24 protein-coding genes are annotated in these 24,939 nt (G+C 68.2%); 14 read left to right on the forward strand and 10 right to left on the reverse strand.

What is annotated here, in order from left to right; all coding sequences use genetic code 11:
• Positions 1-80 precede the first annotated feature (80 nt).
• Positions 81-605, reverse strand: a complete 525-nt coding sequence (locus tag ON34_RS27570) for a winged helix-turn-helix transcriptional regulator (RefSeq protein ID WP_174372080.1) — start codon at positions 603-605, stop codon at positions 81-83.
• Between the two features lie 99 nt (positions 606-704).
• Here ON34_RS27570 and ON34_RS27575 point away from each other — a divergent pair, with 99 nt between their 5' ends.
• Entirely contained in the window at positions 705-1,877 is a 1,173-nt protein-coding gene (locus tag ON34_RS27575; RefSeq protein WP_040784852.1) for a thiolase family protein, read from the forward strand.
• Positions 1,878-1,977: 100 nt separating this feature from the next.
• Here ON34_RS27575 and ON34_RS27580 read toward each other — a convergent pair whose 3' ends face one another.
• Together ON34_RS27580 and ON34_RS27585 are read right to left on the reverse strand one after the other, a co-directional pair.
• Positions 1,978-2,316 carry a hypothetical protein gene (locus ON34_RS27580; RefSeq protein ID WP_040784853.1) on the reverse strand — a complete coding sequence of 113 codons (339 nt, stop codon included), beginning with the start codon at positions 2,314-2,316 and terminating at the stop codon, positions 1,978-1,980.
• 36 nt (positions 2,317-2,352) lie between these two features.
• Positions 2,353-2,751: a hypothetical protein gene (locus tag ON34_RS27585; RefSeq protein WP_040784855.1), complete on the reverse strand. Its 399-nt coding sequence runs from the start codon at positions 2,749-2,751 to the stop codon at positions 2,353-2,355.
• 107 nt (positions 2,752-2,858) lie between these two features.
• On the opposite strand from ON34_RS27585, the gene ON34_RS27590 reads away from it, so the two are divergent.
• The 3 genes from ON34_RS27590 to ON34_RS27600 all read left to right on the forward strand — a co-directional run bounded on the left by ON34_RS27590 (position 2,859) and on the right by ON34_RS27600 (position 5,252).
• Positions 2,859-3,833 carry an o-succinylbenzoate synthase gene (locus tag ON34_RS27590; protein ID WP_040784857.1) on the forward strand — a complete coding sequence of 325 codons (975 nt, stop codon included), beginning with the start codon at positions 2,859-2,861 and terminating at the stop codon, positions 3,831-3,833.
• Between the two features lie 540 nt (positions 3,834-4,373).
• Positions 4,374-4,769 carry a hypothetical protein gene (locus ON34_RS27595; protein ID WP_157172443.1) on the forward strand — a complete coding sequence of 132 codons (396 nt, stop codon included), beginning with the start codon at positions 4,374-4,376 and terminating at the stop codon, positions 4,767-4,769.
• 42 nt (positions 4,770-4,811) lie between these two features.
• The gene (locus ON34_RS27600; RefSeq protein WP_157172444.1) at positions 4,812-5,252 is read left to right on the forward strand and encodes a hypothetical protein; all 441 of its coding nucleotides are present in this window, start codon (positions 4,812-4,814) and stop codon (positions 5,250-5,252) included.
• Positions 5,253-5,527: 275 nt separating this feature from the next.
• Here ON34_RS27600 and ON34_RS27605 read toward each other — a convergent pair whose 3' ends face one another.
• Together ON34_RS27605 and ON34_RS27610 are read right to left on the reverse strand one after the other, a co-directional pair.
• Positions 5,528-6,040, reverse strand: a complete 513-nt coding sequence (locus ON34_RS27605; RefSeq protein ID WP_040784863.1) for a TIGR04338 family metallohydrolase — start codon at positions 6,038-6,040, stop codon at positions 5,528-5,530.
• Positions 6,041-6,143: 103 nt separating this feature from the next.
• Entirely contained in the window at positions 6,144-6,989 is an 846-nt protein-coding gene (locus ON34_RS27610; protein ID WP_040784865.1) for a DUF2786 domain-containing protein, read from the reverse strand.
• A gap of 122 nt (positions 6,990-7,111) precedes the next feature.
• Between ON34_RS27610 and ON34_RS27615 the strand changes: the two genes are divergently transcribed.
• The 7 genes from ON34_RS27615 (at position 7,112) to ON34_RS27645 (ending at position 14,434) form a co-directional block, all read left to right on the forward strand.
• Complete coding sequence (locus ON34_RS27615) at positions 7,112-8,413, forward strand: ABC transporter substrate-binding protein (protein WP_040785010.1); 1,302 nt, start codon at positions 7,112-7,114, stop codon at positions 8,411-8,413.
• Between the two features lie 45 nt (positions 8,414-8,458).
• Entirely contained in the window at positions 8,459-9,487 is a 1,029-nt protein-coding gene (locus ON34_RS27620; protein ID WP_083889827.1) for a carbohydrate ABC transporter permease, read from the forward strand.
• A gap of 106 nt (positions 9,488-9,593) precedes the next feature.
• The gene (locus tag ON34_RS27625) at positions 9,594-10,493 is read left to right on the forward strand and encodes a carbohydrate ABC transporter permease (RefSeq protein ID WP_174372081.1); all 900 of its coding nucleotides are present in this window, start codon (positions 9,594-9,596) and stop codon (positions 10,491-10,493) included.
• 272 nt (positions 10,494-10,765) lie between these two features.
• The gene (locus tag ON34_RS27630; RefSeq protein ID WP_083889828.1) at positions 10,766-13,027 is read left to right on the forward strand and encodes a transglycosylase domain-containing protein; all 2,262 of its coding nucleotides are present in this window, start codon (positions 10,766-10,768) and stop codon (positions 13,025-13,027) included.
• Positions 13,028-13,275: 248 nt separating this feature from the next.
• Positions 13,276-13,734, forward strand: coding sequence for a GyrI-like domain-containing protein (locus ON34_RS27635; RefSeq protein ID WP_040784867.1), 459 nt, complete (start codon positions 13,276-13,278; stop codon positions 13,732-13,734).
• Positions 13,735-13,743: 9 nt separating this feature from the next.
• Positions 13,744-14,169 carry a GyrI-like domain-containing protein gene (locus ON34_RS27640; RefSeq protein WP_040784869.1) on the forward strand — a complete coding sequence of 142 codons (426 nt, stop codon included), beginning with the start codon at positions 13,744-13,746 and terminating at the stop codon, positions 14,167-14,169.
• A 64-nt stretch (positions 14,170-14,233) separates the two neighbouring features.
• Complete coding sequence (locus tag ON34_RS27645; protein WP_157172445.1) at positions 14,234-14,434, forward strand: type II toxin-antitoxin system RelE family toxin; 201 nt, start codon at positions 14,234-14,236, stop codon at positions 14,432-14,434.
• A 61-nt stretch (positions 14,435-14,495) separates the two neighbouring features.
• Here ON34_RS27645 and ON34_RS27650 read toward each other — a convergent pair whose 3' ends face one another.
• The 4 genes from ON34_RS27650 to ON34_RS35005 all read right to left on the reverse strand — a co-directional run bounded on the left by ON34_RS27650 (position 14,496) and on the right by ON34_RS35005 (position 18,164).
• Entirely contained in the window at positions 14,496-15,596 is a 1,101-nt protein-coding gene (locus ON34_RS27650; protein ID WP_040784871.1) for an inositol-3-phosphate synthase, read from the reverse strand.
• Positions 15,589-16,146 carry a PadR family transcriptional regulator gene (locus tag ON34_RS27655; RefSeq protein ID WP_040784872.1) on the reverse strand — a complete coding sequence of 186 codons (558 nt, stop codon included), beginning with the start codon at positions 16,144-16,146 and terminating at the stop codon, positions 15,589-15,591. Before ON34_RS27655 ends, ON34_RS27650 begins: the two co-directional genes overlap by 8 nt.
• A 112-nt stretch (positions 16,147-16,258) precedes the next feature.
• Entirely contained in the window at positions 16,259-17,056 is a 798-nt protein-coding gene (locus tag ON34_RS27660) for a DUF1707 SHOCT-like domain-containing protein (protein WP_040784874.1), read from the reverse strand.
• 4 nt (positions 17,057-17,060) lie between these two features.
• The gene (locus ON34_RS35005) at positions 17,061-18,164 is read right to left on the reverse strand and encodes a DUF1707 SHOCT-like domain-containing protein (protein ID WP_051023195.1); all 1,104 of its coding nucleotides are present in this window, start codon (positions 18,162-18,164) and stop codon (positions 17,061-17,063) included.
• A gap of 114 nt (positions 18,165-18,278) precedes the next feature.
• Between ON34_RS35005 and ON34_RS27670 the strand changes: the two genes are divergently transcribed.
• The 3 genes from ON34_RS27670 to ON34_RS27680 all read left to right on the forward strand — a co-directional run bounded on the left by ON34_RS27670 (position 18,279) and on the right by ON34_RS27680 (position 23,330).
• Positions 18,279-18,698, forward strand: a complete 420-nt coding sequence (locus ON34_RS27670; protein WP_169333903.1) for a DUF5318 domain-containing protein — start codon at positions 18,279-18,281, stop codon at positions 18,696-18,698.
• Positions 18,699-19,086: 388 nt separating this feature from the next.
• On the forward strand, positions 19,087-21,585 hold the full coding sequence (locus ON34_RS27675; RefSeq protein WP_245548223.1) for a transglycosylase domain-containing protein: 2,499 nt from the start codon (positions 19,087-19,089) through the stop codon (positions 21,583-21,585).
• Positions 21,586-21,596: 11 nt separating this feature from the next.
• The gene (locus ON34_RS27680) at positions 21,597-23,330 is read left to right on the forward strand and encodes a glycosyltransferase family 87 protein (RefSeq protein ID WP_040784878.1); all 1,734 of its coding nucleotides are present in this window, start codon (positions 21,597-21,599) and stop codon (positions 23,328-23,330) included.
• A 29-nt stretch (positions 23,331-23,359) separates the two neighbouring features.
• Here the strand turns inward: ON34_RS27680 and ON34_RS27685 are convergent, their stop codons facing one another.
• On the reverse strand, positions 23,360-24,931 hold the full coding sequence (locus ON34_RS27685) for a TerD family protein (protein WP_040784880.1): 1,572 nt from the start codon (positions 24,929-24,931) through the stop codon (positions 23,360-23,362).
• Positions 24,932-24,939: the final 8 nt, after the last annotated feature.

Consider the following 24,939-nt stretch of genomic DNA (forward strand, 5'->3'; position numbering starts at 1 on the left):
CGGGATACGGTCGTGTCCGTTCGGCCGCCCATCCAGGCACCGCGCAGTTGCCGTCCGGTCGACGGTCCTGGCCGCGGCCGCTAGGCATCCTCGCCGGACCGGCGTTTCCGCTGGCGGACATACTCCTGGTTGAGCCGCACGCCGAGCTCATCGAGCTCGATCTCGCGGCCGGACTCGCTGCGCACCTGCACCCGCACCGGAGCGCCGGTCGCCTCCTCGACCAGCAGCAACGGCGCCGGACCCGCCTGTAGGTACGCGTCGCCCCACTGCATGAGCGCGAGCACCGCGGGCAGCAGATCCCGCCCCATCGGCGTGAGCACGTACTCGTGCCTGGTGCGCTTGCCCTCCTCTTGATACGGCTGTTTCGCCAGCAAGCCCGCCTCGGTGAGTTTGCGCAACTGCGTGGCGGCGGCCGCGTCGGTGATGCCGACCCGGCTGGCGAACCCGTCGAACCGGCGGGTCCCGTAGTACGCCTCGCGCAGGATGAGCACCGCCGAGCGGGTGCCGACGATCTCGAGCGCCTTCGCGATCGAGCACTCGTCGGCCTTCCACGCGCTCAGATCGGCCAACGGTCCTTCCATCACTGCTGCCATGACGAACATCATACCGATCCTGACTTGCCTCAACTATCGCCAGAGTTATCCTGGCTATGTGTTAATAGAGCCAGGCATGGCGGCCGGGCTCTCGGTCCGGAAGGAAGCACCATGAGAGACGCGGTGATTGTCGAAGCGGTTCGCACCCCGATCGGCAAAGGCAAGCCGAACGGCGCACTGCACACCATCAACGCGGTGGACCTGCTGGCCCACAGCCTGCGCGAGGTGGTGGACCGCAGCGGCATCGATCCCGCGCTCATCGACGACGTGATCGGTGGCATCGTCACCCAGGTCGGCGAGCAGGGCGCCAACATGACCCGGCGGGCCGCGCTGGCCGCCGGATATCCCGAATCCGTCCCCGCGACCACCGTCGATCGGCAGTGCGGCAGCAGTCAGCAGGCGATCCACTTCGCCGCGCAGGGCGTCATCGCCGGCGCCTACGACGTCGTCGTGGCCGCGGGCGTCGAGGCGATGGGCCGAGTTCCCATGGGCGCCAACCTGGTCGGCTCGGACGACGTCTCCGGGGCCGGTTTCGCCGAGCGATACCCGGAGGGCCTGGTGCCGCAGGGCATCAGCGCCGAGCTGATCGCCGCCAAGTGGGGGCTGACCCGCACCCAGCTCGACGAGTTCGCGCTCGGCAGCCACGAGAAGGCCGCCGTGGCCACCAAGAACGGACTGTTCGCCAGGGAACTCGCGCCGATCAACGGACTCGCCACCGACGAGGGCATCCGGGTGGGCAGCACGCTGGAGACGCTGGCCGCGCTCCGTCCCGCCTACTACGACCCGGCCATGGCCGCCCGGTTCCCGCAGATCGGCTGGGAGATCACCGCGGCGTCCGCGAGCCAGGTGAGCGACGGCAGCGCGGCGGTGTTGATCATGACCAGCGAGCGCGCCGCGCAACTCGGGCTGAAACCGCTCGCCCGGCTGCACAGCTTCGCCGTGGCCGGTGACGATCCCCTCCTGATGCTGACCGCCGTGATCCCGGCGACCAGGAAGGTGCTGCAGCGCGCCGGACTGCGGTTGTCCGACATCGACCTGATCGAGATCAACGAGGCGTTCTCGCCGGTGGTGCTGGCCTGGGCGCACGACACCGGGGCGGATCTGGCCAAGGTCAACGTCAACGGCGGCGCCATCGCGATCGGTCACCCACTCGGCGCGTCCGGCGCCCGCCTGATGACCACGCTGGTCCACGCCATGCAGGATCGCGGCGCCCGCTACGGCCTGCAAACCATGTGCGAGGCAGGCGGTCTGGCGAACGCCACCATCGTGGAGCGGCTGGGTTGATCCTTTTCGCCACCGGCACCGCGTGTTCGCGACGGTCGAACGCGAGCATGCGGGCCGGTGGCGCCGCCTGCCGCGCGCACGCTGTGCCGCGAGCGGAGAACTAGAACGACACGAGTATCACCGCGATCAGGAAGCCGACCAACCAGGATTCCAGAATCAGCGGCACCGCGATCAGCGGCGTCCATGCGATCGGCCGTCGGTCGCGCACTTTGTCCAGGGCCGAGACGACCGCCGCGAGCACCGACGCCGCGATGCCGGTCCAGCCGACGACTTGCGCCCACCACAGGTATCCGACGCCCCCGCCCTGCTGTCCGTCGCGCAAGAGCACTTCGTAGAGCGGGACGAAGCAGGCCATCACCCAGCCGAATCCGAGGACAACCACCGAACCCAGCGCCACGCGCAAGGCATCGATCGTTCGCCGCCGGAGGTGCCACGCCATTGCTTCAGCATGACCGGTCCACGGACGCAGGGCATCTCAACCGCCGGTGTAGACCTGGGAAGCCAGCGCGAGGCCACCGGCGAACGACAGCGCGATCAGCGCCATCGCCAGCACCGGCCAATACCACATGTACCAGCGCTTGATCGCGGCCAGAATGAGCATCACGGTCACGCCGGCGATCGCGATCGCCGTGCCGCTCCACGACACGGCGAAGGCCCAGCCGAGGTATTCGGTACGGCAGTTGTCCTGGCCGCACGGATCGGCGGCGAAGGCGAAGAAGACGGTGCAATAGGCGGCGGCCAGTCCGAGGACCACCGCCGCGCAGTACAGCACTACGGCGAGCACGACGTCCCAGGTTCGCACCGGCCGCTGCCCGGCTACCGGCCATGACGGCGTGCCGGGCGGCCATGGCTGCGGGGTGCCGGTGTGGATCATGACGCCGACGATCCCCTATCGCGGCCTGCCGTCGGCTCCGGGAAACTACTCGAGTCCGGATGCGCAATCTCCCGATCCGCCGTGGCGGCCGCATAAGCTGATCGGCGATGAGCGACTCCGCAGCGCAGAACATCGTCTACGCCATACCCATGCGCACCCGTTTCCGTGGCATCACGGTGCGCGAGGGCATGCTGATCCACGGGCCGCTCGGCTGGGGCGAGTTCTGCCCGTTTCCCGAGTACGACGACCGGGAGGCCGCCGCCTGGCTGGCCACCGCCCAGGAGCAGGTGACGACGGGCTGGCCCGAGCCGGTACGCGACCGGATACCGATCAACTGCACCGTGCCCGCCGTCGAACCGGAGCAGGCGCACGCGATCGTCGCCCGCTCCGGATGCCGTACCGCCAAGGTGAAAGTCGCCGACCACCCGCAATCGCTCGCCGAGGATCTGGCCAGGGTGGAGGCGGTGCGCGACGCGCTCGGCCGCAACGGCGCGATCCGGGTCGACGCCAACGCGGTCTGGGATGTCGACACCGCGGTGCGCCACATCCAGCAGCTCGACAAGGCGGCGGCCGGACTCGAGTACGTCGAACAGCCGTGCCGCACCATCGAGGAACTCGCCGCGGTCCGCCGCCGCGTGCACGTGCGCATCGCCGCCGACGAATCCATCCGCCGCGCCGAGGACCCGATGCGGGTCGCGGTCGCCGGGGCCGCCGATATCGCCGTCCTCAAATGCACTCCCCTGGGCGGAGTCCGCCGCGCCCTGCAAGTGGCTGAGGCGGCCGGACTCCCCTGCGTGGTCTCCTCCGCTCTGGAAACCAGCGTCGGCCTCGCCGCGCAACTCGCCTTGGCGGGTGCGCTGCCCGAACTCGATTTCGCTTGCGGCCTGGGCACTTTGAGCCTCCTCACCGGTGACGTGACCCGCGGCTCGCTCCGTGCGGTCGACGGCTACCTCCCTGTCCCGCGCACCCCGCCGGAGCCGGAACCCGAACTATTGGAAAGCCATCGCCACCCCGACGCTGATCGCACCGCCTGGTGGGAGGACCGCTTGGCTCGCGTCAGTGCGCTGATCCCGCCCGCGTAACGGCACGAGAACCACCGCAGTTCGCCGCCATCCGCTCGCGGACGACGCGGTTGCCTCCCTCCGTTCGCGACGCATTCCCCGCCAGCAGCGCACGTGCCCTCCAACGCGGCCTTTGGCGGTATGAGGACTACCTCAACAGCTTCATCGGTCAGGATTGATCTGGATCCATACAACAAAGTCCAGGCACCGGGTAGCGAGTATCACGCTGCGCGGCCGTAATGCGCTGGCGCGGTTACGAGCATTCGAGCGCCCTCAACAAAGGGGCAGCCGTGACATGCGCTCTACTAACGCGGGTCAATGAGCGTCTCACTCGTCGGGGGTGCCGACAACGATCGTGTCAGCAGCCGAGTCGAGCCGCCCCTGGACTTGACCGGAGGGCGGATAAAAATAATCGCTGAACGATGGAACCGCTCAGGGTGCTTCGACGTCCAACCAGATGAAGAACCGAAGATTCCATCAACTGCGGTAGGCGCGAATAACGAAGTACGCGAGGAGTATCGGGACGGTCGCGGGTGGCGTGCTGGCGGTCTTGATGACCACTTGTGTGGCATTGCCGCCGCCGACGCGGCGCCCGGGCCGGGCAACGCCAACTGCCACGTGGACGCCGTGAAGGCCATGAATCCGCACAATTCCAAGGGGACGCCGACCGACATCGTCGGAAAGGGCAGTATCACGTGCACGGCGGACATCGACTCGCTGTACATCGATGTCGAACTCCAGCGCAAGGAGGGTGGAAGCTGGAAGCGGGTCGCCAGCGGCCACAACGAGGCCACCAAACCCACCGCGGGGACCAAACTCGTTGCCCAAGGCGCCACCACCTGCGCGGACGGGGAGTACCGGACGGCTGCTCGCGGGGGCGGCGTGTATGGCGGAGTACCCTCGCAATCCTCGGCGTGGAAGTACTCGGACACGGTGGTGAATCCGTGCGGTAAGTAGTGCCGATGCGGGGCAAGATTGCGAGTGGGCTGGGAGGCCGGGGTGAGTGGGACGGAATGGGAGATGTTCTGCTCGGAGGTGTTCGTCATCGCCGAGCGTTACGCCATCCAGACGTTTTCGCATCCCGGCACCCTAGTGCTCTCCAGCGAATCCTCGTCCACGGAAGCCGAAGTGCGCGGGGCCAATCCACACATCAAACTGGTGGATATGGGTGACGCCGCGGTGCGCATCGAAACGGGCTGGTGCATCCGCGCCATCGCCGACTACGAAATCCAATCCGAGGACAAGCCGTCCCAGGCGGCCGAGGCGGTGGAGGCGATCATTCTCGGGGGCGCCGAAGAGTATGTGATCACCGATGACGACAACCGGTGGGTGGCGTTCGGGTGGTGTATTCGGGGGAAAGATCTCCTGATGTCGCAACCCCCGCACATCACCTCGGGACGAAAAGCGGTTCGTCGGCTCCTGCCGTGGCGGTCGGAGTGACCGTGCGGCCAAGGAGCTCGACCAAGCCGACCCAGCTGCCGTCGGTGTAGCGTGCCCAGCCGTGGAGTCGGCCGGGCACGGTGGCGGTCGAATCGAGGCCACCGACCCCTCACGCGCATCGGCACCTTGTCCCGTCCGAAGCCGTTGGGTGGATGGTGGGGATGGCTTTGGATAGATTCGACGAGGACGGGGATCGGGGGATCGACGGCGCGGGCACGAAGAAGGCGAGCGGGTCCAACGAGATTGTGCGGGAACCAGACAGCGCCGGGGCAGGCTCAGCCGATCCGGACGCCACAAGCCAGCATCGTGGTGCGCAGCAGCAACGCCGCCTCGGGGCCGACGACGCCGTCGACCAATTCCACATAGCGGTCGCAGAATTCCGGGCCGTGCGCGGCCACGGAGCCCGGCGCGGACTCCAGGTGATGCGCCAGTTCGTGCAGGATCACCAGTTCCCGCAGCGCCCAGGCGGTGCCGCCGGTGTGCAGCGGAACCGCCAGGACGTTCCCGGCCGCCTCGTAATGCGCGGCCGTTGTTCCGGCGCGTGAGCGAACGCGCACCGCCACGGCGGCCCGCTCCCAGCGCGCCCGTACCCAATTGAGCGCCAGCACCTTGTCCGTATAACTCTGCACGGATTCCACCGAGGCGAAGCGGCGCTCGATCGGCAATGTGAGTTGCGAACCATAGAGTTCGACGGTGCGCACCCCGTGCTCGTCCGCGCGATCGAAAACCCCACGTATCAACTGCTCGGCGTCGTAGACCTTCGCACGTTGACTGTCGCGCACGGTCATCGCCGCGCGGCCGATCCCGCGGTGCGCCTCGCCCTGTCGCAGGGTCGTGCCGACCGAACCGCGGCAGCCGCTCGCCCAGCGCAGCCCGTACCGTTCACGCTGGTCAACCGCCTTCGGAAGAGGTCAACTTGGTACGGGCGGCGGGCAGTTCGGGAGAGGTGCCGATCCGTGCGGCCCGGCCAGCGCGATCCCCCGCCGCCCGCGCCGCCGCCGAATGCCCGGTGGACGCCTGCGGCCCGCGCCAGGTGCCGCGCGCCTCGGATGTCCTCGCGTAGAAGTCCGTGAGCTCGATCTCTTTGTTCCGCAGGGCCAGCGCGGTACCGGTCACCTCGGCGCCTTGCGGCAACACCTCGGCTTCGACCTCCGCCTTCACCTCCGACAGCCGCCTGCCGATCCGCGCGGCGAAGGCCATCTGGAAATTCAACCGCGCGGTCACGCCCGCGACCGGCGCTTGCACCCTGCGCCGGACCTGGCGGCCCCACCGCTTCTCCACCACGATCTTCTCGACGGTGGCCGACCGGTAAGCCCCCGACTTGATGTACTGATCGGACGCGCGCACCATCTGCACGAGCAGACTGGCGTAGAGCGCTTCGCAGGTATCGATATCGGAGTCGAACCCGTAGGCGTAGACCTGCGTCGAAGTCCGGGCGACGTCGCAGCGCACGTCGTTGGCCGCCGCGATGGCGACGAACAGCTGGACATAGGTGCGCAACCCGCGTTTGCCCGGCTCACCGATCGGGATGATCCGCTGCACCGGCGTGGTCCTCCGCTCCCGCCCGGCGATGTGTGCGCGCGCCACCGCGAGGTCGATGGACGACTTCGTGGCCAGCCGCTGCGCCGCAGCGAGGAACGCTTCGGCCTCGTGCTCGTTGTCGGTGGATTCGGCCTTGCGCAGCAGTCCACCGATGCGGGTGAGCATCCGATCGGGAATCGCGTTCGGCGAAGACATCGCGCCCCAGCCTAGTGGGCGACTTGCGGGCACTGTCCCGCACACCGGATCGACACCATGTATCTTGCCTTGTGCACCGGCAGGGTGTGCTGCCGCTCACGAACGATCCTGGAGTGTTTGCGATGGCTGTGAAGAAGGTGTCGGCCCTACGTTCGTCGCTCGTGCCGCGGGCAGCGATGGCGGCCGCGGCAGTCGCGCTGCTGACCGCGACGTTCACCAGCGCCTGCTCCAGCGACAACGGCGGCAGCCCGATCAGCCAGAACCTCACCGGACGCGGCCCGATCACCTACGTCGAGGGCAAGGACACCAGCGCGACCGGCGCGGTCAAGCAGTTGATCGAGCGCTGGAACGCCACGCACCCGGACGAACAGGTGACGTTCAAAGAGCAGTCGAACGACGCCTCCCAGCAGTACGACGACCTGGTCGAGCACATGCGCTCCAAGCAGTCCAACTACGACGTGGTCGCCCTGGACGTGCCGTGGACGGCCGAGTTCGCCGCCAAGGGCTGGATCCAGCCGCTCAAGGATTCCTTCGCCCTCGACACCACCGCGCTGCTCTCCCCGCCGGTCGCCAGCGCCACCTACAACAACACCCTCTACGCCGCGCCCCGCAACACCAACGGTGGCCTGCTGTTCTACCGCAAGGACCTGGTGCCCAACCCGCCCAAGACCTGGAACGAGATGCTGGCCCAGTGCCACATCGCACGCGAGCAGAACATCGGCTGCTACGCGGGCCAGTTCGCGCCCTATGAGGGCTTGACGGTGAACACGGCCGAGGTCATCAACGCCTACGGCGGCACCTTCGTCGGCGCCGACGGCAAGACCCCCACGGTGAACAGCCCGCAGTCGCGCGCCGGACTGAAGGTGCTGGTCGACGCGTACAACAACGGCGACATCCCGAAGGAAGCCATCACCTTCAAGGAGCCGGAGTCCAGCAACGCCTTCGCGCAGGGCAAGCTGCTGTTCCTGCGATCGTGGCCGTCCACCTTCGGTGACGTCGGCAGCGAGGCTTCCGCGGTGAAGGACAAGTTCTCGGTCGCTCCGCTGCCGGGCGAAGACGGCGTCGGCGCCTCCACTCTCGGCGGCTACAACGCGGCGATCAGCGCGTTCTCCAAGAACAAGGCCACCGCGCTGGACTTCCTGCGCTTCCTGATCAGCGAGGACGCCCAGCACATCGTCGCCTCCGGCGCGTTGCCCTCGGTGCGCGCGTCGATGTACGACGACCCGGCGCTGATCGCGAAGATGCCGTACCTGCCCGCGCTCAAGGACTCCATCGCCAGCGCGGTGCCGCGCCCGGTGACCCCGTTCTATCCCGCGGTGTCCAAGGCCATCCAGGACAACGCCTATGCTGCGTTGAACGGAACCAAGTCCGTCGATGACGCGATCACCGGTATGCAGAAGGGCATCGAGACCGCCGGATCGTAAGCGCTGATTGCAACGGACCCGACGAACCCGCAGGAGAGAGAAACGGTGTCGGATCCTTCGGGAGCGGCGACTATCGCGCCGAAAGACGACGATTTCGTTCCGGCCAGACGCGGCATCGCCGCGACGATAGCGCTGGAGCTGCGGCGTTCCGGAAAATCCTGGCTGTTCGTCACGCCGGTGCTGCTCGCGCTCGCGGTCGTCATCGGATATCCGGTGATCCGGGCGCTGTGGATGTCCTTCCAGAAGGACTCCGGCCTCGACCCGGCGACCGGCATGTTCGTCGAGGGCGGCAGTGCCGGGTTCTCGAACTACACGCACTGGCTGCTACAGCAGTGCCAGGTCGCCACCGGCGAGGTGGTGTCCTGCCCGACCGGCAACCTGGGCTCGCAATTCTGGCTGGCCGTCGGGGTCACGCTGTTCTTCACCGTGGTGACGGTCACGCTCGAGCTGACGCTCGGCCTCGGCATGGCCATGGTGATGGGCAAGACCTTCCGCGGCAGGGCGCTGCTGCGCGCGGCCGTGCTGATTCCGTGGGCCATCCCGACCGCCGTCACGGCACGGTTGTGGGAGTTCATGTTCCAGTACGACGGCGTGGTGAACCGGGTCCTCGGCACGCACATCCTGTGGACCTCCGACGCGTGGCCCGCGCGGTTCGCGGTGATCGCGGCCGACGTATGGAAGACCACGCCGTTCATGGCGCTGCTGCTGCTCGCCGGTCTGCAAGTGATCCCGGCCGACGTGTACGAGGCCGCGCGGGTCGACGGCGCGTCGGCTTGGCAGCGGTTCACCCAGATCACGCTCCCGCTGCTGAAGCCCGCCCTGCTGGTCGCGGTGCTGTTCCGCACCATGGACGCGCTGCGCATGTTCGACCTGCCCGCGATCATGACGCTGGGCAACCCGTCCACCCGCACGGTGTCGATCCTGGTGGTCGAGCAGGTTCGGCAAGGACCCAACAGCGCGGCCGCGTTGTCCACGATCACCTTCCTTTTGATCTTCGCGGTGGCGTTCGTGCTGGTGAAGGTCCTGGGCGCGAACGCGGTTCGCACCCAGGAAGAGCAGCGGAGGGCCGGATGAGACACACTCGCGAAGCTCTCGTCCGGCCCGACCGGGTGCGGGTGTCCCGCAGGAACACCGAGAGCCGGATGACATACGTGTCCCGCGCGACACGGGAGGCGCACTGATGTCCGTGCAGACGACGAAAAAGCCCGTCACCGAGGTGGAAAAGCCCGCCGCGCGGCAGGTTCCGTGGACCAAGCGGCTCGGTTCGGTGCGGTTGTACCTCGGCGCCGTGATCGTGCTGGTCTGGGGTCTCGCGCCGTTCTACTGGATGGCGGTCACCGCGTTCCGCGACCCCGACTACACCTTCGACAACACGCCGTGGCCGACGCACGTCACCTTGGAGAACTTCCGCAACGCGTTCGACACCAGCCGCGGCAACGACTTCGGCAAGGCCCTGGTGAACAGCGTCGTCATCGGCGCCGCCACCACGGTGATCGCGCTGGTGATCGGCGTGTTCGCCGCGTACGCGCTGGCCCGGCTCACCTTCCGGGGCAAGTACGTGGTGTCCGGACTGATCCTGAGCGCATCGATGTTCCCCGTCGTCGTGCTGGTGACCCCGCTGTTCCAGCTGTTCACCAGCCTCGGCTGGATCGGCGAGTACCAGGCGATGATCATCCCGAACATCTCGTTCGTGCTGCCGATGACGGTCTACATCCTCGCGTCCTTCTTCACCGAACTGCCCTGGGAGCTCGAGGAAGCGGCGCGGATCGACGGGGCGACCAAGATGCAGGCCTTCCGTCTGGTCATGCTGCCGCTCGCCGCGCCCGCCGTGTTCACCACCGCCATCCTGGCGTTCATCGCGGCGGTCAACGAATACCTGCTGGCCCGTTTGCTTTCCAGCGACAAGACCGAGCCCGTCACCGTCGCGATCGCCCGCTTCTCCGGCAACAACCCCTTGGTGCAGCCGTACGCCGCGATCATGGCCGCAGGCACCATCGTCACCATCCCGCTGGTCATCATGGTCCTGCTCTTCCAGCGCCGCATCATCTCCGGCCTCACCGCGGGCGGCGTGAAGAGCTGAGTTTTCGGCCGCGCGGGCGCGGCGTGTTCGCGGCATGCTCGGTCTCGCTGCGCTCGAAAACGAGAGTCGGGCCTATGTGGTTGCCTTCATGTGATAATCGCGGCAGCTGCGTGTCCGCCGATCCTCTCAGGGGCGCCGGACGGAAGATGTCGCACACGCGTCAGCCGCCTCGAAGCGGAAGCCGCTGTCGAGGCGCACGGTAAACTCGGTCCCTCAATACTCTTTTCCGATCGTGTTCGTGCAGGTGGGTTCGTCCGACACTCCGGGAGGAGATGATCGTGAGCTCGTTCCGCAAACCGCCAGGGCGCACGCGCGGCGCCAAGAGGAACCCCCGACCCGCACTGCATTCCTCGAGCGCGGGCCGGAACGGGCCGACGAAAGCACTGAACCAGACCGCGCGCGAGCGGAACACGGCTCGCCGGACGCAACGCCATCCCACGCCACCTCCGGTGCACGATCCGGATCGGCCGCCACGCAGTAGGGCCGAACGCGTCCGCCGCCTACTGCTCGCCCTGTTCATCCTGTTCGGCGTGGTGCCCGCGCTGCTTTCCGTTCTGGCGTACTGGAGCGCCGAGATACCGGACCCGACGGCGATGCAGGGCAACCAGATCGCCACCGTTCTCGCGGCCGACGGCAGCACCGTGATCGCGAAGGTCGTCCCGCCCGAAGGCAATCGGACACCGGTCCCGTTGTCGGAGGTGCCGCGGCCGGTGCGCGAGGCGGTGCTGTCGGCCGAGGATCGCAACTTCTACACCAATCCCGGTTACTCGACCTCCGGCTTCCTCCGCGCCGTCCGCGACAACCTGCTCGGGCGCGACAACGCGGGCGGCGGCTCCACGATCACCCAGCAGTATGTGAAGAACGCGTTCCTCGGCTCCGAGCGCACGGTCACACGCAAGCTGCGCGAGCTGGTCATCGCGGCGAAGATGGCCCGGCAGTGGAGCAAGGACGATATCCTGGCCGCCTATCTCAACACTATCTATTACGGCCGCGGGTCCTACGGGATCGCGTCGGCGGCCAAGGCCTACTTCGACAAGCAAGTGAGCCAGCTGACCCTCGCCGAGGGCGCGGTGCTGGCCGCGCTGGTCCGGACGCCGTCGCTCCTTGACCCGGAAACCCATCTGCCGGAACTGAAGGCGCGCTGGCGTTACGTGCTCGACGGCATGGTGGAGATGGGGGTGCTGGCGCCGGGCGATCGGGACGCGACGATGTTTCCGCCGATCATTCCCCTCTCCGACATCCCCGACGACATCGTGGCCCGCGGGCCGGAGGGTTTGATCCGCAACCAGGTGGTGCGCGAACTGCGCGCCTCCGGCATCAGCGAACGGGAATTGAACACCGGCGCACTTCAGATCACCACCACCATCGACGCGAAGGCACAGCAGGCGGCACTCGACGCGGTGCGTGATCGGCTCGATGGCCAGCCACCGGAACTGCGCGCGGCGGTGGTGTCGATCGATCCGCGCTCCGGCGCGGTGCGCGCCTATTTCGGCGGCCACGACGGCATCGGCTTCGACTTCGCGCAGGCGCCGTTGCAGACCGGTTCGGCGTTCAAGGTCTTCGCGGTGATCGCCGCGCAGCAGCAGAGCATCCCGCTGTCTCGTGTGCTGGACAGTTCCCCGGTGACCGACAACCGCACCCGGATCACCAACGTGGACGGCGAGTCCTGCGGAAAGTGCACCATGGCCGAGGCGCTGAAGCGCTCGCTGAACACCAGCTTCTACCGGTTGACCATGTCGATGTTCGATGGGCCCCAGTCCATCGCCGACGCGGCGCACGCGGCGGGCATCCCCGAGGAGATGCCCGGCGTGGCGGGCAAGACGCTGACCGAGGACGGCGGAAAGCCGCTCAACGGCATCGTTCTCGGCCAGTATCTGGTCCGGCCCATCGACATGGCCTCGGCGTACGCCACGATCGGCGCGTCGGGCGTCTACCACCAGCCGTACTTCGTGCAGCGGGTGGTGACCGGTGACGGTCGGGTGCTCCTCGATCGCGGCCCGGACCAGCGGGTCGGCAAACAGATGCCGCCGGGCCAGCAGCGCATCCCCCCGGCCATCGCGCAGAACACCGTTGCGGCGATGACTCCGATCGCGGCCTACTCCAACGGGCACGGGCTGAAGGACAACCGGCCCTCGGCCGCCAAGACCGGCACCACGCAACTCGGCGACAGCGACGCGAACAAGGACGCGTGGATGATCGGCTTCACCCCCTCGCTGTCCACGGCGGTGTGGATCGGCACCGAACGATCGCAGCCGATCCGGACCGCGCGCGGCGCCGACATCTACGGCTCCGGCCTGCCCGCCGACATCTGGAAACAGGTCATGGACGACGCGCTCGACGGCACCCCGATCGAGCAGTTCCCCGGTGCGCCGGCGCAGCCGAACCAGAGCAAGCCCTCCGGCGGGGCCTACGACATCTTGAATCCACCGCAGCAGTCGCCGCAGCGCGAGCCCGTCGTCATCATCCCGCCGACCACGCAGCCGCCCAGGGAAGTCGAGATTTTCCCGGGACTGAGCATTCCGGTTCCGGGATAGCGATGATGCTGTGACCTTCCGTGGCCCGGCGGAACGGATGACATGGCAGCATCGTTTGCCAGAGTGAGAGCGAACAGCGAGTGCGTCGGAGGCCGACGCCGAAACCGCGGAAACGATGCGGAAGGATAGGCGCTCGAGCGACGACAGCGCGACGCGAGCGACGTGCCCGGAGGCGGTAGCCTGCGTCTCCATGGAGGGCACCGGGAGCGACGCCAATTGAAGACAGACGAGACATAGGGGCTACGCCGGTGGATTTCAATGTCGTTGACCAACCCGAGACGCTGGTGGCGGGAACGGTGCTTCGCAGCCCCGCGCTCGCGGTCGAGGGGCCGCGCCGCGCGAAAGTCGAAGAGGCGTGGAAGCGCAACCTGGCCCGCAAGCTGCCCGGGCCGCCGACCACCGCGTACGTCGACCATGCGCCGGAGATCAATTCGTACCTGACCCACATCGTCGGCTACCGCTGTCACAGCCTCGCCGATCTGCTGCCCGGTGACGTGCTCGCCCGGGTGCCCGCCGGACGGTTCGCCCGGTTCATCGCCAGCGGCGACAATCTCGGCGACACCATCGTGAGCATTTGGCGCGCGGTGTGGGACGCGGAGGCAGCAGGCCGCCTCGTACGCGCCTATACCGGCGACTGGGAGCACTATCCCGACGCGCGCACGGTGGAAGTCTTCGTGGCATTGGCGGACGATCAGGTCGACGAGTAGGAACGGACAGTGGATTTCGAGATCGTCACATTGGAGCAGAGCATGGTCGCGGGCCTCACCGTGCCGCTCGCCGGGCGCGAGGTGACCGCGCGCGACCTCGACCTGGTCAACTTCACCTGGGACCGCTATCTGGCGCGGGAGAAGAACGTGCCAAGGGTGGCCGCCTACATCGGCCAGAACGACCATGCCGTCGCCGTACTCGGCTACGAACTCGCCGGGCTCGAGGAGTTGGACCCCGGCGACGTGCTCACCATCATCCCGCGCGGCCGCTACGCCAAGTTCGTCGTCGCCGACAAGCCCTACGACCTGCTGCGCACCGCATGGGCGCAGGTCGCGAAGGCGGAGAACGCGGGAACCATCACCCGCTCCCACACCGCCGAGATCGAGCGCTACACCGGCCCGGCCTCCGTCGAGGTCTACGTCTCGCTGGACTGATTTCACGCCGAGTTTCCTGGACTCTGCCCGCCGAGAACTGCGGGCGATCGAGCGTCAAGACGCGATGGGGATTCTCACCCCACTCACGGCGCTCGGCGACGACCCTTACGCTCCCGGCTTGGATGTGAAGAAGTTGTCCGGCCACGACGATCTATTTCGTCTGCGGGTAGGCAGGTTCAGGGTCGCCTATCGGGTGGACAACGGCGTGCTGGTGATCCTCGTGGTGAAGGTCGGCTGGCGAAAGGACGTCTACCGGGGCCTATAGTCCCCGGCAGGTCGGCCGAAGGCGTTTCACCTTCGGCCGACCTCATGACACAGCGCGTGAATTACTCCGCACCGATGATGAAGGCTTCGAGCTGGGCGCGCGCCACGTCGTCGGCGAGCTGCTTGGGCGGGGACTTCATGAGGTAGGCCGAGGCCGGGATGACCGGTCCGCCGATGCCGCGGTCCTTGGCGATCTTGGCCGCGCGCACCGCGTCGATGATGATGCCCGCCGAATTCGGCGAGTCCCACACCTCGAGCTTGTATTCCAGGTTCAGCGGCACGTCGCCGAAGGCGCGGCCTTCCAGGCGTACGTAGGCCCACTTGCGGTCGTCGAGCCAGCCGACGTGATCGGACGGGCCGATGTGCACGTCGTTGGCGCCGAGCTCCTTCTTGAGGTTGCTGGTGACGGCCTGGGTCTTGGAGATCTTCTTGGACTCCAGGCGCTCGCGCTCGAGCATGTTCTTGAAGTCCATGTTGCCGCCGACGTTGAGCTGCATGGTGCGGTCGAGCTGCACGCCGCGATCCTCGAACAGCTTGGCCATCACGCGGTGGGTGATGGTGGCGCCGACCTGGCTCTTGATGTCGTCGCCGACGATCGGCACACCGGCCTTGGTGAACTTCTCCGCCCACACCGGGTCGGAGGCGATGAACACCGGCAGGGCGTTCACGAAGGCGACACCGGCGTCGATGGCGCACTGCGCGTAGAACTTGTCGGCTTCCTCCGAGCCCACCGGCAGGTAGGACACCAGCACGTCGACGTTGTTGTCCTTCAGCACCTTCACCACGTCGACCGGTTCGGCCTCGGACAGCTCGATGGTCTCCGCGTAGTACTTGCCGATGCCGTCCAGGGTGGGACCGCGCTGCACGACCACGTCGCTCGGCGGCACGTCGGAGATCTTGATCGTGTTGTTCTCGCTGGCGAAGATCGCCTCGGCCAGGTCGAAGCCGACCTTCTTCGCGTCCACGTCGAACGCGGCGACGAACTTGACGTCGCGAACGTGGTACGGCCCGAACTTCACGTGCATCAGCCCGGGAACGGTCGAGGACTCGTCCGCGTCCTTGTAGTACTGCACGCCCTGGACCAGCGAGGAGGCGCAGTTGCCCACACCTACGATGGCGACGCGAACTTCTGTGGCGTTGTCAGCCTTTTTGTCGTCACTCATGGCCGATATTTCCCTCTTTCTGTGGTGCCGCCTTCGTCGATTGCTCCGCCGCAATCAACTCGTTGAGCCAGCGCACTTCGCGCTCGCTTGATTCGAGTCCGAGTTGATGGAGTTGCCGGGTGTAGCGATCCAACGACCCGCTGGCCCTCTTGATCGCCTCCCGGAGCCCCTCTCGGCGCTCCTCGACCTGACGCCGCCTGCCCTCCAGAATCCGCATCCGCGCCTCCGCGGGGGTGCGGCTGAAGAAGGCGAGGTGAACGCCGAAGCCGTCGTCGGTGTAGTTCTGCGGTCCGGTGTCGGCGAGCAATTCGTTGAACCGCTCCCGCCCGGCCGGAGTCAGTTGGTAAACCCGGCGCGCACGGCGTGTCGTCGCGCCCGCGGGGATCTCCTCGGCGATCAACCCGTCCGCCTGCATGCGGCGCAGCGTCGGATAGAGCGATCCGTAGGAGAAGGCCCGAAACGCCCCGAGCAGGCCGGTCAGCCGCTTGCGCAGCTCGTAGCCGTGCATGGGCGCTTCGAGGAGCAGCCCGAGAATCGCCAGTTCCAGCATCGGGCTTCACCCCCTGACTGTGTTCAGACCTAACCGATGGATGCGACTTTCCACTATATCGGACCGATACATCTGTGCACAGTCGTCACCGATCGGTGGACGACGTGCCAGGTCAGCGCGAGGGCGGATAGACCGCGAGCGGCTCGCCCGCGAAGGTGACCGTCACATATCCGGACGCGCCGCCCTTGCCCTTGACGTGGATGTCCATCACAGGGCCGAGGTCGACGGCGCTGTGCGACGAATATTCGACGACCACGTGGGTGATCACACCGTCCGGCAGCCGCACGGTCTCCGGCGCACCGGCCAGCAGCCGGGCGATGGCGGGCACATCGACGGTCGCGAGATCGAAGGTGCGCGTCCCGGATTTGCGCTCCGAGGTCGTCGAGGTGCGGAAGTCGCCGTCGTAGCGGTAGTCGCTGGTCTCGGCCGCATCGCCCGGCGTCTGCCGGTCCACGAGCACGTACTTCGGATACAGCGTCACCTCGTCGGCGGTCAGATCGCCGAATTCGGCCCGGTACTCCGCGAGGAAGTAGGCCAGACCCGCACCGGTGGTGAGGTCCGGAACGTTCTCCGAAGAGCCGGGCAGATCTATGCCACACCGGCTGATCCCGCCCACCAGCGCACCCGCGACCACGGCGGCGGCGACCGTCGAGACCGGCGCCAGCCAGCGCCGCGGACGACGCCGGTCCACCCGGACCACGGGTGCGTTCACCAGCTCGTCCGGGATCTGCAGGTCACCGATCAACGCGTCGAGCTCGCCGAACGACTTCGCGCGCATGGCCGTGGCGGTCCGCTCGGCGTGCTCGCTGTCGGTGAGCTGTCCGTCGGCCAGCGCGGCGTCGAGCAGTCCGCACACGTCGGCGCGGTCGGTGTCGCGGGCACGGATGCCGCTGTATCGAGTTGTCGCCATCGTCTTATCCCTTGAACGGCCAGACGCGGCGAACCTCGCCCGCCGGGGTCATCATGAAGTGGCCCGACTCCCTGACGGAGTTGCTCACGTAGACCTCGACGACGGGTTGCTTGCCGGATTCGGCGGAGACCCTGTCGTCGTTCACCCCCACCGCGAAATGCGAGATGACGCCGCCGGGGACTCGGGTGATGGTGGCCGCGTCGGCGAGCGCACGGCCGACCGCCTCCGCGTTCAACCCGCCCAGATCGACCGACGGCGTGTCGGCCTTACGCGTTTCGATCTCACGCGACTGCGCGAAGCCCCCGCGGTAGTAGTACTCGACCTTCCGGCTCGGCTGACCGGGCACCGCCCGCACGAGCGACGCGTACTCGTCGTACATGCGCAGTTCGTCGACCTGAAGGTCCCCGAATTTCCGCTGGTAGTTACGCAGGAACGTGGTGATGCCGTCGGTGGTGAGCAGACTCGGCGTCGGGACCACCAACGGCTGCACCGCCCCCAGGTCCGTCACGGACACCGCTTCGGTCGCGGCTCGCGGCTCGTCCGCCGCCCGGGTGACCGCGAGAAATCCGGCGCAGGCGGCCGTCACCGCGGCGACGGTGACGGCACCCAGGTACCACTGGCGGCGGCGCGAACGCGGTGGACGCGGCGGCGGGGCGACGTCGCCGGGCCGCTGCAAGTCCGCGACCAGATCCTCCAGGTCCCCCAGGGTGCGCGCTTGCGCGGCCAGTTCGGTGAGGGTCTCGTGTTCTTCTTCGGACAGCTGGCCGTCGGCGCGGGCGAGGTCGAGCAGCTCGCGAGTAGTGGCGCGATCGGCATCACGAGCCCTGGTGTGACCGGGATAACTTGTCCCGGATGCGGGGCGCCGCAACATCTTTCGCGTGATCGGCGGCCGGTCGGCGGCGAATTCCCCCGCACCGGCCGGGGTTTGCAGATCAGCGGTGAGCCTGGTCAATTCGCCGAGCGTCCGCGCGGCCGCTGCCTGCGCGATTCGGTCGTGGTACTCGTCGGCGCCGAGCTGCCCTTCGGCGTAGGCGGCATCCAGCAGGCTGGACGCGGCGGCGCGGTCGATGTCGCGCGCTCGTATGCGCCCGGATGCTGCGGTGGACACAGACGGATCGTAGTCGGGGCAGCGGCGCGACGCGCCGGTACGCGCACGGTTCGCCGACCGGGCAATCCGCACAGCCCGGGGCGGCCCGATGGCAACACCGCTACTCTGGTTCTCGTGCGAATTCAGCGGCAAGTGGTCGACTACGCCCTCCGGCGCCGGTCGCTGCTGGCTGACGTCTATGCGGGCCGGGTCGATGTCGCCGAGGTGTGTGATGCGAATCCTTATCTCTTGCGTGCGGCAAAGTTCCACGGTCGGGGGAGCGAGGTCACATGCCCCATCTGCCGGAAAGAACAGCTGACCCTCGTATCCTGGGTCTTCGGCGACGGCCTCGGGCCGGTCGCCGGATCGGCTCGCACACCCGAGGAGCTCATGCGCCTCGCCGAGACTCGCGAGGAGTTCTCGGTTCATGTCGTCGAGGTATGCCGGACCTGCAGCTGGAATCATCTGGTGCAGTCCTATGTGCTCGGTTCCGCGCCGGCACCGCCGCGCCGCCGCACCTCGACACGCGCGAACCGGCGCACCGCCGCCGAATGAAGTGCCCGGTCATCTGCCCGGCGGGTGACTCGCGGAGCCGACCTGCGGCCGCCGCGGTGACCACCGCTGATAGCCACCTGGACCGCTACGAGTTATGGAGATCTTGTCAGTGAATTCGCCCTACGACTCCCCCTACGGCGATGAACCACATGGCAGCCGTCCGCAACGCAGTTCACCTCCAGCTCCCAACCCGTACCAGAATCCCCGCCCAGTGCCCCCGCCCGGCGCCCGGCCGGTCCCTCCGCCCGGTGCGCGTCCCGGCGCCCCGTTCCCCGGCGAGCCGCGCGGCCCGCAGCCGCCGCGCCGTCCCGTACCCTCGCCACAGGGTCGCCCGGCCCAGCAGGGCCGCCCACCCCAGCCCGGGCGTCCGCCGCAGCCGAATCGCGGCATGCCCGATCGTGCCGCCTCCGGCCCGCAGGCAACCCAGAAGATCCAGCGCGGCTCGCTGAGCGAGTCGGTGGCCGAGCGCGAGCGGCGCGGGCCTGCCACCGGTCCCCGCCCGATCACCGGGCAGCGCCCCGCGGTCGATCGCAACGGCCGTCGCGTCCCCGGAGCCGGACCCAGCACCGGCGAGCGCAGGCAGACCGCGGGTGGCCCGCCTTCCGGCCCGCCCCCGCGCCGGGGCGGCGGCAGCGGCGGCTCCGACGGGCCGGGGAGGCGCCGGCCCGCGGCGCAGAAGAAATCGCCGTGGCGCATCGTCCGCCGGACCCTCTACGTCCTCGTCGCGCTGGCCATCCTGGTGCCGAGCGGCATCTTCCTGGCCGCGTACACCACGGTGTCGGTGCCGAAGCCGGGCGATCTGAAGACCAACCAGGTCGCCACCATCTTCGCCGCCGACGGCACCACGGTGGTCAGCAAAGTCGTTCCGCCCGAAGGCAACCGGACCGACGTCACCATCGAGCAGATTCCGCCGCACGTGCGCAACGCGGTGATGGCGGCCGAGGACCGGGATTTCTACACCAACCCCGGCTTCTCGATCTCCGGCTTCGCGCGCGCGGCCAGGGACAATGTCCTCGGCAAGGAAAGCGCCGGTGGTGGCTCGACGATCACCCAGCAGTACGTGAAGAACGCGCTGGTGGGTGACGAGCGCTCGCTGACCCGCAAGATGCGTGAGCTGGTCATCTCGGCCAAGATGGCGCGCCAGTGGAGCAAGGACGAGATCCTCGCCGCCTATCTCAACACCATCTACTTCGGTCGTGGCGCCTACGGCATCGATGCCGCTGCCAAGGCATATTTCGGCAAGCCGGTGCAGGATCTCACCGTCGCCGAGGGCGCGGTGCTCGCCGCCACCATTCAGCTGCCGTCCAGCCTGGACCCGGAGAAGAATCCGGAAGGTGCGAAGACCCGCTGGAACTACGTGCTCGACGGCATGGTCTCCGGCGGCAACCTGGCCGCGTCCGAGCGGCAGAACCTCCAGTACCCGCAGGTCGTCCCGCTGGCGTCCACCAAGGACAAGGAGGGCGACTCCGGACCGGAGGGCCTGATCAAGACGCAGGTGCTCAAGGAGCTCGCCGCGGCTGGCATCAGCGAGCAGCAGCTGAACACCGCCGGTCTGCAGATCACCACCACGATCGACCCGAAGGCGCAGCAGGCGGCGATCGACGCGGTGACCAAGAACATGGACGGCGAGCCGGAGAACTTGCGCACCGCCGTCGTCTCGGTGGATCCGCGCACCGGCGCGGTGCGCGCCTACTACGGCGGCAGCGACGGCCAGGGCTACGACTTCGCCAACGCGGGCTTGCAGACCGGTTCCTCGTTCAAGGTCATCGGCCTCGCGGCGAACCTGGAGCTGGGCATCCCGCTCTCGCAGATGTACGACAGCTCGCCGATCACCGTGAACGGCATCAAGATCACCAACGTCGAGGGCGAGCAGTGCGGCATGTGCACCATCGCCGAGGCGCTCAAGCGGTCGCTGAACACCAGCTTCTACCGCATGCAGCTGGACATGCAGAACGGTCCGCAGAAGATCGCCGCCATGGGCCACAAGCTCGGCATTCCGGAAACCATTCCGGGTGTGGGCAAGACGCTCACCGAGCCGGACGGCTCCGGCCCGAACAACGGCATCGTGCTCGGCCAGTACCAGGCGCGGCCGCTCGACATGGCGTCCGCCTACGCGACTTTGGCAGCCTCCGGCGTGTACCACGCGCCGCATTTCGTGTCGAAGGTGGTCACCGCCGACGGCCAGGTCCTGCTCGACCGCGGTGAGGTCGCCGGCGAGCAGCGCGTCTCGGCGGCGGTGGCCGACAACGTCACCGCGGCGATGAAGCCGATCGCCGGTTATTCGCGCAACCACGGCCTGGCGGGCGGCCGCGAATCGGCGGCCAAGACCGGTACCGCACAGCTGGGCGATACGGGCGAGAACAAGGACGCCTGGATGGTCGGTTACACCCCGTCGTTGTCCACCGCGGTCTGGGTCGGCACCGAGCAGGGCGATCCGCTGCGCAATGCCAGTGGCGGCATGATCTACGGCTCCGGCCTGCCGTCGGACATCTGGAAGGCCACGATGGACGGCGCCTTGAAGGGCACCACGAACGAGACCTTCCCGAAGCCCGCCCCGATCAAGGGCCAGGCCGGTGTCCCCGAATGGTCGGCGCCGTACACGCCGCCGTCGTCGGTCGATTCCCCGCTGTTGCCGCCGGTCGTCGTCGCGCCGACGCAGGTGGAGGTCTTCCCCGGCATCGTTATCCCGGTCCCCGGCGTCCAACCTGCCCCGCAGCAGCCGCGTTCCCAGCAGCAGCGTGAGCAGGACTCGGGGCCGCTGCCGGGCCAGCCGGTCGCACCCACCGACGGTTCGTCCCCCACGGCCACCGGCGCACCACGCGCGGGCAACAACGGGAACGGCAACGACGCGGGGACGACCGGAACAGCCCCGACCCGCGGCCGGTAGCCTCGGGTTCCGTGACCGATCAGCAGCTGGTGGTGCCACGGACGAACGGGAGGCCGCCGCTCTCCGACCGGGCCGGGGCCGGTGGGGCGTACTACGCCGCACCCGCCCCGCTCGCATCGGATCTCCGCTCGGCGGACGCGCGAGACCGGCCGAGCCGCACCGATTCGCTGACCGCCCAGCTGTCCACGGTGATCGGCGGGCCGGTCGGTGATCACGCCCTGATCGGGCGGGTGCGGTTCTGGACGCCGATGCGCGTGCTGCTGGCGTTCGCGGTCGTGTTCCTCGCACTCGGCTGGTTCGGCAAGGCGGGCTGCATTCAGCAGACCACCGGCGCGGACGGCGACCTGACCCTCGACTGGAACAACGGCCGCCAATACGTGGCCATGTGCTACTCGGACACCGTGCCGCTCTACGGCGCGGAGCGGCTGAACGAGGGCGCCTTCCCGTACAAGAAACATTGGATCGAGCAAACTCCCGACGGCGGCCGGGAGATCCGGTACATGGAATACCCGGTGCTCTCGGGCCTGTACCAGTATTTCGCGATGCGGATCGCCAAGAGCTGGGACGCCGCGCCGCTGCCCGGCGCGCTGCAAGTGGTGATCTACTTCAACGTCGTCGCGTTCGGGCTGGCGATGGCCTGGCTGGTCACCATCTGGGCGTCGGCGCTGCTGGCCGGTCGCCGGATCTGGGACGCGGCGCTGGTCGCCTGCTCGCCGTTGGTGATCGTGCACGCGTTCACCAATTTCGACGCGCTCGCAACCGCTTTCGCCGCGACCGGCCTGCTCGCCTGGGCCCGGCGCAAACCCGTGCTCGCCGGGATCCTGCTCGGTCTCGGCGGCGCCGCGAAGCTGTATCCGCTGCTGCTGCTCGGACCCATCGTGGTGCTGTGCCTGCGCACCGAGACGATGCAGCGGACCCCGCGCACCCACCTCGGCCTGCGACTGCGCGATGTGGACGGCTGGCCGACGTTCCTGGCGTGGGTACGTGAGACGCCCTACCGCATCCAATTCCTCAGCGCCCGCCCGCTCGGCGCCGCGTCCGTCACGGTGTCGGCGGCACTGGCCACCTGGCTGGCGGTGAATCTGCCGATCGCCGCGCTGTACCCGAACGGATGGCGAGAGTTCTTCCGGCTGAACACCACCCGGCACGCCGATCCGGACTCGATCTACAACGTGATCTCCTCGTTCACCGGCTGGCCCGGTTTCGACGGCGTACTCGACCACGGGGAGCAGCCGGTCATCCTGAACGCCGTCTCCCTGCTCGCGTTCGTCGTGGCCTGCGCGGTGATCGGCTATATCGGTCTCACCGCGCCGCGGCGCCCGCGGCTGGCACAGCTGTGCTTCCTGGTGGTCGCGGCCTTCCTGCTGACGAACAAGGTGTGGAGCCCGCAGTATTCGCTGTGGCTGGTGCCGTTGGCCGTGCTCGCGCTGCCGCATCGGCGCATCCTGCTGGCCTGGATGACCGTCGACGCACTGGTCTGGGTGCCGCGCATGTTCTACTACCTCGGCCTGGACCGCAAGGGACTGCCCGAGCAGTGGTTCACCGGCACGGTGCTGCTGCGTGACCTCGCGGTGGTAGGGCTGTGCGCGCTGATCGTGCGCCAGATCTACCGCCCGGAGGAGGACCTGGTCCGCTTCGACTACGTCGACGACCCGGCCGGTGGCATTGTCGACCGGACGCCGGACCCGCTCTTGCCGTGGCTACCCGAGCCGCTGCGGCCGCGGGTGGCCGTCGCGCGAGGCTGACCGCCCGGCCGATCAGCCTCGTCGAGCGCTCACCGGGTGCGCAGGAAGCGCGCCTGCTGCCCCGGCTCCTGCGGCAGCATATCCAAATCGAGCTGCCACGCACTGCCGGTCCACGGATCGAACAGCGGGGTGCCGCCCACGGTGGGCAGGTGCCTGCACAACTGCGACAGCGACGCCACGGTGGAGTCGGCGGAATCGGATTCGTTGGCGCCGACGATCACCGTGGACAGACCGATCAAGTCGCCGCGCGCGATCAGCGCACCGATCCGCTGTGCGTCCGAGCTCTGGTAGCCGTGCGGAAAATCCGCCGCCAGCAGGACCCGATGCTCGCTCGGCGGCGTGAAATCCCCCGTGCTGTAGGCCAATTCGGCCAGCTCGGCGGCGTCCACCAATGCCTGCAATCGTGCCGAGATGTCGGCGTGGTCGGTGACCGGCGGTCCGTTCAGCACCGGTGCGAGCAGGCCGGTGAAGCCGCTGAACGCGTCGGTCAGGTCGATGATGTCGACCAGCGCCCGCCGCTGCGGCGCGGTGGCGAGCAGTCGCGCGAGCAGCGCACCCACCACGGGCGCGACCGCGCGGGTCGACTCGGTATCGATCCACAGCGGCCGATTCAGCGGCACGGGAACGCAATACGGGATGCGCAGCGGGCCGCGATCGAGCGCGTAGAGCTCGCCGAGCCGGATGCCATCGCTCGGCGCGGGCGGCTTGTCCCAGGCGGGCGAATCCCAGGACGCCAGCGCGGGCGGTAGCACCAGGTCGGCTTCGGCGAGTTCGCGCATCAGCTGTTCGCCGTCGCGCTGATGGTTGTGCTCGGCGGTGGCGATCAGCTCGTCGCTGCGTTGCTGCGCGGCGCGGCGCGCCTCCTCGGCCGCCGGAGTATTCCTGGTCGCGGGATCGGAAACAGCGAGCGACAGCTCGTGATCCAAGCGCTTGGCCGCGTATTCGCGCGCCGACACCAGCGCGGCGGCCGACCGCGCGGCGTCCTCGAAGACCATCCACATCCGTTCCAGGCCGTGACCGACTTCCAGCGGCGCGCCGGTGGTCCGCGCATCGCCCGCCAAGGGATCGGCCACGGTATGCGCATCCGGCTGTGGGCCTGGAGCAGGCTGTGCGGGCTCACCGTCGACGTCGACGCCGTGCGCGGTGAGCAGCACGGCGAGTCCGCCCGCGTATCCCTGGCCGACGGCGCGCAGCTTCCACGCCGAGCCGCGCCGGTATACCTCGAGGCAGATCAGCGCCGTCTCACCCGCCGTCGGTGTTACCGTGAATTCCGCTGTCGCACTGTCATTCTCGGACAGCGTCGCGGTCACCGGCCCGATCCCGGCGCCGCTCGGCGGGGCGGCTGGGTCGGCACTCGCCACCAGCAACACCGCCTTGGCGTCCGGACGGACCTCGGCGAGCGTGATCGTCACCCCGTCGGCGGCCAGAGCGACGCCCGCCGCGCTGGGCTGGTTGTAGAAGACGAAATCGTCGCTGGAGAAAACCTTCAGGTTCTCGGCGACCACCAGCGCGGAAACATCGAGGGCAGCCTCGGCTTTCGCACTGAAACGAAGGACCTCACCGGTCAGCGGAATGTTCTGACCGGCCTTCAGTTGAATCACGGAACCGC

This window comes from Nocardia pneumoniae NBRC 100136, assembly GCF_000308755.1.
Taxonomy (GTDB): Bacteria; Actinomycetota; Actinomycetes; order Mycobacteriales; family Mycobacteriaceae; genus Nocardia; species Nocardia pneumoniae.

What these genes read in the sequence shown, in the direction of transcription:
- ON34_RS27630 (WP_083889828.1), top strand. Translation starts at nt 10,766, where the DNA reads ATGATCGTGAGCTCGTTCCGCAAACCGCCAGGGCGCACGCGCGGCGCC.
- ON34_RS27655 (WP_040784872.1), bottom strand. Translation starts at nt 16,146, where the DNA reads ATGCTGGAACTGGCGATTCTCGGGCTGCTCCTCGAAGCGCCCATGCAC.
- ON34_RS27610 (WP_040784865.1), bottom strand. Translation starts at nt 6,989, where the DNA reads ATGTCTTCGCCGAACGCGATTCCCGATCGGATGCTCACCCGCATCGGT.
- ON34_RS27650 (WP_040784871.1), bottom strand. Translation starts at nt 15,596, where the DNA reads ATGAGTGACGACAAAAAGGCTGACAACGCCACAGAAGTTCGCGTCGCC.
- ON34_RS27580 (WP_040784853.1), bottom strand. Translation starts at nt 2,316, where the DNA reads ATGGCGTGGCACCTCCGGCGGCGAACGATCGATGCCTTGCGCGTGGCG.
- ON34_RS27590 (WP_040784857.1), top strand. Translation starts at nt 2,859, where the DNA reads ATGAGCGACTCCGCAGCGCAGAACATCGTCTACGCCATACCCATGCGC.
- ON34_RS27675 (WP_245548223.1), top strand. Translation starts at nt 19,087, where the DNA reads ATGCCCGATCGTGCCGCCTCCGGCCCGCAGGCAACCCAGAAGATCCAG.
- ON34_RS27570 (WP_174372080.1), bottom strand. Translation starts at nt 605, where the DNA reads ATGATGTTCGTCATGGCAGCAGTGATGGAAGGACCGTTGGCCGATCTG.
- ON34_RS27605 (WP_040784863.1), bottom strand. Translation starts at nt 6,040, where the DNA reads ATGACCGTGCGCGACAGTCAACGTGCGAAGGTCTACGACGCCGAGCAG.
- ON34_RS27615 (WP_040785010.1), top strand. Translation starts at nt 7,112, where the DNA reads ATGGCTGTGAAGAAGGTGTCGGCCCTACGTTCGTCGCTCGTGCCGCGG.
- ON34_RS27645 (WP_157172445.1), top strand. Translation starts at nt 14,234, where the DNA reads ATGGGGATTCTCACCCCACTCACGGCGCTCGGCGACGACCCTTACGCT.
- ON34_RS27660 (WP_040784874.1), bottom strand. Translation starts at nt 17,056, where the DNA reads ATGGCGACAACTCGATACAGCGGCATCCGTGCCCGCGACACCGACCGC.
- ON34_RS27585 (WP_040784855.1), bottom strand. Translation starts at nt 2,751, where the DNA reads ATGATCCACACCGGCACCCCGCAGCCATGGCCGCCCGGCACGCCGTCA.
- ON34_RS27575 (WP_040784852.1), top strand. Translation starts at nt 705, where the DNA reads ATGAGAGACGCGGTGATTGTCGAAGCGGTTCGCACCCCGATCGGCAAA.
- ON34_RS27625 (WP_174372081.1), top strand. Translation starts at nt 9,594, where the DNA reads ATGTCCGTGCAGACGACGAAAAAGCCCGTCACCGAGGTGGAAAAGCCC.